Annotated in this window: 7 protein-coding genes; 5 read left to right on the top strand and 2 right to left on the bottom strand. The window is 59.4% G+C overall.

Features of this window, described 5'->3' with window-relative positions:
- The 4 genes from GA0061099_RS38240 to GA0061099_RS38225 form a co-directional block, all read left to right on the top strand.
- The coding region (locus tag GA0061099_RS38240; protein WP_208604925.1) for a Mov34/MPN/PAD-1 family protein at positions 1–356 on the top strand (356 nt) is incomplete at its 5' end.
- 414 nt (positions 357–770) lie between these two features.
- On the top strand, positions 771–2,270 hold the full coding sequence (locus GA0061099_RS38235) for a hypothetical protein (RefSeq protein ID WP_074448622.1): 1,500 nt from the start codon (positions 771–773) through the stop codon (positions 2,268–2,270).
- 18 nt (positions 2,271–2,288) lie between these two features.
- A complete protein-coding gene (locus tag GA0061099_RS38230) occupies positions 2,289–3,014 on the top strand; it encodes a hypothetical protein (protein ID WP_141697806.1) in 726 nt (241 codons plus the stop codon).
- Positions 3,015–3,082: 68 nt separating this feature from the next.
- The gene (locus GA0061099_RS38225; protein ID WP_074448620.1) at positions 3,083–4,111 is read left to right on the top strand and encodes a hypothetical protein; all 1,029 of its coding nucleotides are present in this window, start codon (positions 3,083–3,085) and stop codon (positions 4,109–4,111) included.
- Positions 4,112–4,483: 372 nt separating this feature from the next.
- Here the strand turns inward: GA0061099_RS38225 and GA0061099_RS38220 are convergent, their stop codons facing one another.
- Complete coding sequence (locus tag GA0061099_RS38220; protein ID WP_083235189.1) at positions 4,484–6,730, bottom strand: AAA family ATPase; 2,247 nt, start codon at positions 6,728–6,730, stop codon at positions 4,484–4,486.
- Positions 6,731–6,934: 204 nt separating this feature from the next.
- On the opposite strand from GA0061099_RS38220, the gene GA0061099_RS43065 reads away from it, so the two are divergent.
- A complete protein-coding gene (locus tag GA0061099_RS43065; RefSeq protein WP_338060714.1) occupies positions 6,935–7,273 on the top strand; it encodes a type IIL restriction-modification enzyme MmeI in 339 nt (112 codons plus the stop codon).
- Positions 7,274–7,516: 243 nt separating this feature from the next.
- Here the strand turns inward: GA0061099_RS43065 and GA0061099_RS38205 are convergent.
- The coding region (locus GA0061099_RS38205; protein WP_478209849.1) for a transposase at positions 7,517–7,832 on the bottom strand (316 nt) is incomplete at its 5' end.

The following is a 7,832-nucleotide window of genomic DNA, read 5'->3' as shown; positions in this document are numbered from 1 at the left end:
CCCCCTTGAGAATGGCGGAGTTCTTCTCGGCTGGGCGCGTGGGGAAAGACCGGGTGGTAGTCGACCTTCGCGGTCCCGGCCCGCACGCCCTTCACGGGCGACACTGTTTCGTGCCTGATCACGCTTGGCAGGTCGCAGAGATACGGCGGGCCTTTCAGGATAGCACGGGTGACGTTGATTACCTCGGCGATTGGCACTCGCATCCCGGTGGCGCCGCGGCAATGAGCGATCTGGGCTCGGCTACGCTGCGGCGCATTGCCCGCCGCGTGAAGGAGCCGCTCATGCTGATCGTGGCAGGCAGCGAGATCAATCAAGACTGGTCGGCGCGTTGTTGGAAAGGGCGCATTGATGGGTGATTTCTGAGGCGCCGCTTGGAGGCACAACCACAGGAGCTAAAATTGTTCGATCCGCCACACGATTGGGCAACCGTCCGTCACGCTGTATGAGCCGACGCTTACTTGGCGTGTAAGTCGCTCGGATGAATTGGACCAGTTCGGAACATCAAGGGCGAGCCCAATGCCTACCAGCCGAAGGAGTTGATGCCCTGAAGCGCGGTCGCTAGGGCAGAGTGTATTTTCGAGGTATCAAGGCCGAACATGGGTGATGTGCGGATTCGTAATGGAAAAGGCGCGGCAACGCGGTTCGGATCAAGTCATGCTGCTACCGTGAGGGACCATGACGAATTGGACGATCGAACGCATGGTTTACCGCAAGGCGCGCCGACGTGAGGTGTTCGTCGGCCATCGCATCAGTTCGGACGGCGGTAAGTCGTGGACCCGAACCTGCTCGGCGCGGCGCTTGGCGACCTCACCTCGTGGACCACCTGGCGCACCGCCCTCCGCGCCGCGTTCGGCCTGCCGCTGGACGAGGAGCAGCGCAGGATCTTCGCCGTCATCGCGGGCGGCCGCTCGCCCCCCGCCACTCGCGTCAAGGAGCTCTGGGCCGTGGTCGGCCGGCGTGGCGGCAAGTCGAGGACGGCGGCGGCGATCGCCGTGCATACCGCCCTGCTCCAGCAGCATCGTTTGGCGCCCGGCGAGACGGGCTACGTGCTGGTCCTCAGTCAGACGGTGCTCCAGGCCAAGCTGGTGTTCGACTACGCGCGCGCCTTCATTGACCAGAGCCCGGTGCTTCGCCAGGAGCTGATCGACGCTACCAGGTCTGAGATCCGCCTCGCCAACGGCGTTATCATCGCCACGCACCCCTCGTCATTCCGAAGCATCCGCGGCCGCACGCTGCTGGCCGTAGTTTTCGACGAGAGCGCCGTCTGGCGCGACGAGACGTCGGCGAACCCCGACCTGGAGGTCTATCGAGCGGCGAAGCCGGCGCTGATCGCCTCGGGCGGGCAGTTGATCGGCATCTCGAGCCCCTATCGAAAGATCGGCCTTCTCTACAATCGACACAAGGACTACTTCGGCCGCGACGATCCGAACGTGCTGGTCGTCCAGGGCCGCTCGCGCCTCTTCAACCCATTGCTCGACGAGGCCGAGATCACGGAGGCCTTGGCCGACGACCCCGAGGGCTCTCTCAGCGAGTGGGAGGCCGAGTTTCGATCCGACATCGCCGCCTTCCTGTCCGACGTGGACATCGACGCGTGCGTCGACCGCGATCGCCCGATCGAGCTGCCGCCCCGGCGCAGCGTCGCCTATCACGCCTTCGTCGACCCGAGCGGAGGTCGGCACGACCACTTCACGATGGCTGTCGGTCACAGGGACGGCGACAGGACGGTGGTCGACGTGCTGCGCGGTCAGCCTCCTCCATTCGATCCAAAGCTGGTAGTCGGTGAGTACACAGCGCTGCTAGCAGAGTACGGCATCCGCCAGGTAACGGGCGACAACTACGCCGCGGCGTGGGTCGAGACGGAGTTCAGGGCCGCCGGCATCCGATACCTTCGCTCCGAGCTGCCCAAGGGTCGGCTCTATGTCGAGGGCCTGCCCGCCTTCACGCGCCGCGCGATCGCCCTGCCCGATCACCCTCGTCTTCTCCGCGAACTGCGGCTTCTGGAGCGTCGCTCCCACGCGGGCGGAAAGGACAGCGTCGATCATGGCCGGGTCGGCAGCGACGATTACGCGAATGCCGTGTTCGGTGTGCTGCATGCTGCTCAGAGACCCAACCAGCGCCTGCGAATGTTCACATTAGCCGCGCCATATGGCGGTAGGACCCCTTCCATCGAGATCGATCCCAGCACGGGTCGACCGATCGAGCACGCGCGCTCTCGGGTCCGGTGGGTGAATGTTCGCGAGTCCGACGTTCCCCCGGTTATGGGGCCATAGATGCAGAGGAGAGTAGAGATGACCAAGCGCCTCACTGACACCGAGATTGCAGTCCGCATCGCCCCTACGGCGCTCCGCTGGCCCTCACCCGACGTCGCAAACACCGTAGCCTGGGATAGACTTCGGGAATGCGTTCAAGTCCTTCAGGGGCTCGCCCGCGCCGTGGACGGCAACTGTCTGGCAGCAGAGCAGGATCGAGATCTGTCGGCCGAGGGCATCCGGCGTCGCCGGGCCCGGATCGGTCAGCAGGCCCTAGCCGAGCTTGCGGAGCTGAAGCCGGTCAAGGCGGCCGAGAAGGCAGTCGCCGACAATCTTGTGCACCTGGAGGAGCGGATGGTGGAGATGCCGAGGCCGCCCTCCAGCATCGCCGAGGTGATGCTGGCCCAGGAGATTCGAGAATTCGTCCGACGACAGAACTCGCCGATAGACTTCGTGATGAGGTCCGTCGCCGACCGGACCGTCCTGAGCGCGATCCTCAACGCGCCGAACTTCCTGTCGGGTTTCAGCGAGGCCGAGTGGAATGTCGTCCGCGGCCGGGCTCGCGAGACTCTCCACCCCGAGGAGACCAAGGCGCAGCAGCAGCTGAGAAAGGCGATGGCAGATGTCGTGGAGGGGGTTGCGGCCACCAAGCGAGCGTTGCTGGAGCGATGCGAGATGCGGGAGGACAGCGAGGGGAACTTCCACTCGGTCCACGAGCGCGAGGCAGCCCCTCCGATCGGGACTAAATCTGCGTTAAAATTGTAGCGGGGGTTGGATCAACCTTGATCCGGCTTTTGGCTCTACCTCTACTGAGAACGGCTAGGGAGGAATAAATGCGAGTGTCGCGCTTCCGGCTTTCCGTCGCGATCATCCTGATCGCGTTCAGCTCGAGCTCCCCTGTGCCTGCCGCAGGGGGGCACTTCTTTCAGAACATGATGAACGCAAGGGGCGGATGCGGAGCCGTACCGACCATCAATCTGAGAGCGATCCGAAGTGACATACGCGAGCAGCAACTCCTCGGTAAAGAAGACGTGCTGCTGTTCGGCAAGCCGATCCTGGACTGGACTGAGGACGACGTCACAACGACCGTACGCATCTATGGCGACTGCTGGCAGAAGTACCACGCCATGACCGCGGGGCCCAAGGACTCTCCCGCACTGCCGAGCTTCGCGCAGGGTGCCATTCGCCAGTTCGAGGCCGATTTGCGGAGTATCATAAAGACCGCGCGCGACATAGACGATCAGAGAAAGGCTCAGGTTGCAGCTCGGGCCGAGCTAGAAAAAGCTAAGGCTCAGCGGCGGCGGGAACGGGAGGAGAGCGAGGTTCAACGACAGCAGGAGCAGCTGCGTCAGCAGGCCCAGCGTGATCGCGAGACTGCCGAAGAGACGCGCCGGCAGGCAGAGGCCGAGGAGCCGAGGATCAATGAGATCACGAATGAGGCTGAGCGCGCCCGGCTCGAGCGGGAGGCCGCAGAGCGACGTCTCGCCGAGGTTAGGAGCCGAATTGACGATCAAGAGAAGGCGCGCAGGCTGGCACAGGGACAGGCAGACCTCGCAGACGCGAGCCGACGCCAGCTGTTGCAGCGTCAAGCGGAGCTAGAGGAGGATGCTCGGCTGTCCCGGAAGTGCACAGTCAACCTTCAGCAGTTCAACGATGCTCGTCTAGGCATGTCAATTCGGGAAGTCGAGCGGCTTTTTGGATGCAAGGGTGTCGAGGCATCCGCGATGAGATCTTACCATAGCATCGTGACCACGTTTACGTGGGACGGTCGAATGGCGCTCTCCCGAGTCACGGCGACATTCCGCGACTCTACTCTGGAGTCCAAGACGCAGTTTGCCTCGATTAGGAAGCCAGAGCCCTGATCGACTCGCCAAGACTGCCTACCTGTGCCACCGGCTCGTTGAAGGTTGTAGAGACGGGATACGGGATATGCGACTATGAGATCGACCCTATGCGCGTCGGCCTTCGGAGCCAGGGATGGTTTTCATGCCGCCTCAGCCACAGTAGAATTACAGCATCTTCACTGTACATCCGCGAAATCGTCTCGGTGCTACACTGCGGCAAGCGTCAAGCGAATCGACCCAAGCGGCCATCGGGTCAAAGGAACTCACGCTACACGGCCTTGGCTCGGCTTCAGTTGCTAGACGAGAGCCGCGTAGCTCAGCTCCGACGAATCCACGATGGCAACCAAATTGCACTCCCCTTTGCCCTTGGGAGAGATCTTGATGTTCTTCTCAAGTCGTTTCTAGCGCGGCGGCAACAATGCCCTGGCCAGGATTGACTGACGCTTCCGTGCCAATCATCATTTTATAGTGGCCGAGGTGGTCCGTCTTTTCGAAGATGCGCCGGAACACGCTGAGATAGCGAGCCGTCACCCCATCATCGGCAGAGATATAAAGATCCTCATGGGCACTGTGCGACCCGTCATTTACCCACGAGAAGAGTGAAGCACAGATTTGCTGGTCCTTACCGTCAAACCTAGAGACAATTTCATCTGTATCGACATTCCCGAGAATCTTGAAATAGTTCTCGATGATGCGCCTAAGAGTGTTCTGGATCGTCATATTTGAGCGACTTGGGTTGCGTACTTCCGCCCACAACAGCTCATAGGACGTCTTGATTGGGTTGTACTTGTATCCGACAATCTTTGAAACGCCTTCAACCTTGGTGATGACCCAGAACGTCTCGTGAGCTCTACATTCTGCCCCACGAGCAGGATCGAAGGATACCTCCTTATGAAAATAGATATTGTGAGTCAGCAGGAAGACCTGCCTGATCTGGCCGGAACCGTCACAGGCCTCCTTCAGTATGCGCTTGATCAAGGTACTCACGACAAACAGCACATCGCTGTCGAGACTTGATACCGGATCGTCGAATACAACAATCCGGTCAGACGTGACATCAGACTCGGACACACTACCGCGCAGCAGGTGATAAAAGTAAAGAAAGCAAACGAAGCTTTTTTCACCCTCGCTAAGCGTTGCAGCTGCGTTGTTGCCATCATCGCGCACGATTTCATAGAGATGATCACGCTCGCCCGCCGTTCTTAGCTTGAATCCTGAGAATCCAAAGGAGGTGAGCAAGGCATTGATCGCACTTACCGTCGGCTGCACGCTCGTGACCTGTCTTTCCAATGCGCGAAGCTCTGCCCTTGCGGTAACAAGCTGGGTCTCTTTCGCTGCTATCCCCGCTGTCAGCCCCCGAACGGCCCTGTCAAGCGCCTCCTTCTCTGACAGGTGCTTCTCGATGAGTATGCTGTTCTCCTCAAGCAAGCACTTCCAGACCTGGCCTATCAGCTTGCCACGCTCAGTGGTGAGGTTGTCCACCAGCGTATTGTGGGACTGAATAGAGGTATTTGCGGCCATGATCCTGGTGATGACCGGCTCAGCAAGTTCTGCCAATGGCTCTAGAGTGACGGACCTACTTGGCTCCCGCTTCTTAGCTTCGAGCAGACGCCTGTTCACCGCAAGGCGGGCAGCAAGCCGGTCAATATCTGCCCTCAACAGGTCCCCGTCGAAGTGACGGCTATCGAGAACGAGAATTTCCTCAAGCCTCTTTAAGGTAGTGTCGGCGAGGACCTCATAAGTCTCGAGCAGGGCAGAGATCGAGGCTATGTCATTGACATAGCCCTCGTCAAAATAGGCATTCAGCCGTGCGGCAAGCTCCGCCTGGATTTCCTGCTGACAGAACGGACACTGAGACCCGTGGCCGACGTACGCTAGCCCCTGCCTAACCCAGTCACTGTTGCCAAGTCGTCGAATCAGGGCCGCGACGTCGATATCTTCCCTACCGACAACTTTTTTGGCAAGCACGGGCGCGCGTTCAATCGCTAGCAGGTCGGTCACCTTGATGATAGGAACGGCAGCCTCTTGCTGAAGGCCCTCAACAAACAGCGTCGCAGCCTTTTGCCTCAACTTGTCGACGTCAACGAGCTCTGCGGTATTGACTGCTAATTCGGCTAGCACCTTGTCGCAGAACTTGGACTGCGAGTTACGGACGCCGGTGAAGGCATCCTTAAAGTGTGGGTCGTACTTGCCCTTGATCTTCCAGCAATCCGCCTCGAACTTAGTGCGCAGGGCCCGTAGCTCTCCGCGCTTACCAGATGAACCATCCGTTGGGCCGAGCGTGCCGTTCAGCTGCGCAATGCCATCCTCCAGGTCTTTGACCCTGCCGTTCGCCTTCTCGACGTTGTCGAGCGTTTCCCTCTCCGCCTCGCCAAGAGTGAAGATTCCAGGAAGCTGCGGCGCATAGTTACGAGCTACGAAGTCGCTGTTGTAGACACGACAGGTGACTACCTGACCCTTTTCCCAGTTTAAAGTGCAAGAGGGATGGGAGTCAGGATGATTAATAAAGCGTGATATGGTTGTCTTACCGGCTCCATTGGTGCCAAAGATGAAATTGATCGGCTTCAACGAAGTTAGCTTTTGGCCTTCAGTCGAGTAGCTTGCGGTACCCGCAACAATGATTTCCTGTAGCACCATATTCCCCGTTTAAGTCGAACGATCGAGCTGCACAGGCTGAAGTCGGCACGCCTTCCTCAGATGAAAAGGGCTCGGCGGCAGTAGGCTCTGCACTGCAACCGAAGAGTAAATACTCGCAAATGAGGCTGATCTCACGTATGGTCCGGTCTTACCCTCCTCCGCATGCCCCCTTGATCTGGCATCCTTTCTAAGTATCTTGACCGTATGAACGTTGAATCGTGGCCAGACGACAACTTAAGCGGGTTTATCGCTCGTTGGCAAGGACAGGAGGGAGGTCAGGAGCGAGCTAATTATGCACTATTCCTGACCGAGCTCTGCGATCTACTTAGTGTCGATCATCCCCAGCTTGCCGGTGCAACGCACGAACGAAATGACTACGTTTTCGAGCGCGTGGTCACACGGCATAAGGACGATGGCGATGCTCTAGGTCGCATCGACCTCTACAAGCGGGACTGCTTCGTCCTCGAAGCCAAGCAAAGCCGGTTGAGGGGGGCAGCTAAGGAAGTCCTCGGTCAATCCGATCTTTTCACCACTGATAGATGACGTAATCCGCCCCTATCTTAATGGGCGGGATATAAACCGAAAACCACGAGGGCTCTCAGTTATTGATCTATTCGGGTTTACTGAGGATGACGTCCGGAAGCGATTTCCCGAAATCTACCAGCACATTTTGCTGAAAGTTAAGCCCGAACGCGACAAGAATCCTCGTCCTTCCCGCCGGGACAATTGGTGGCTCTTCGGTGAGAACCAGCCCAAAATGCGCAGCGCCGTTAAATCGTTGGGCCGCTATATTGGGACAGTAGATAGTCGTCCGTTAAGAAGCGAATTGAGCGGGGCGGGACGGCCGAACGTGCGCCATAGCTGGAGCAGGATGAGGCACAAGAGTTCTCTGAGCCAGGCGAGGATGCGGCGGAAGTTGTGGCCGACGGCTGAGAGGATGACTTTAGCCGCATCGCCGGCGCGGCCTTTGAGGTAGCAGCGGCCGAGGTGACCATCGGCCTTCAGGTGTCCGATGATGGGTTCGATGGCGGAGCGGCGGCGCAGCTCGCGCTTGATGACACCGAAGACGCCGCGCTTCTGGCCGGAGATGAAGATCCGTCGG

It is taken from the genome of Bradyrhizobium yuanmingense (genome assembly GCF_900094575.1).
GTDB lineage: Bacteria > Pseudomonadota > Alphaproteobacteria > Rhizobiales > Xanthobacteraceae > Bradyrhizobium > Bradyrhizobium yuanmingense.
The sequence above is the reverse complement of the archived record's forward strand: the minus strand, read 5'-3'. Positions and strand labels throughout refer to the sequence as shown.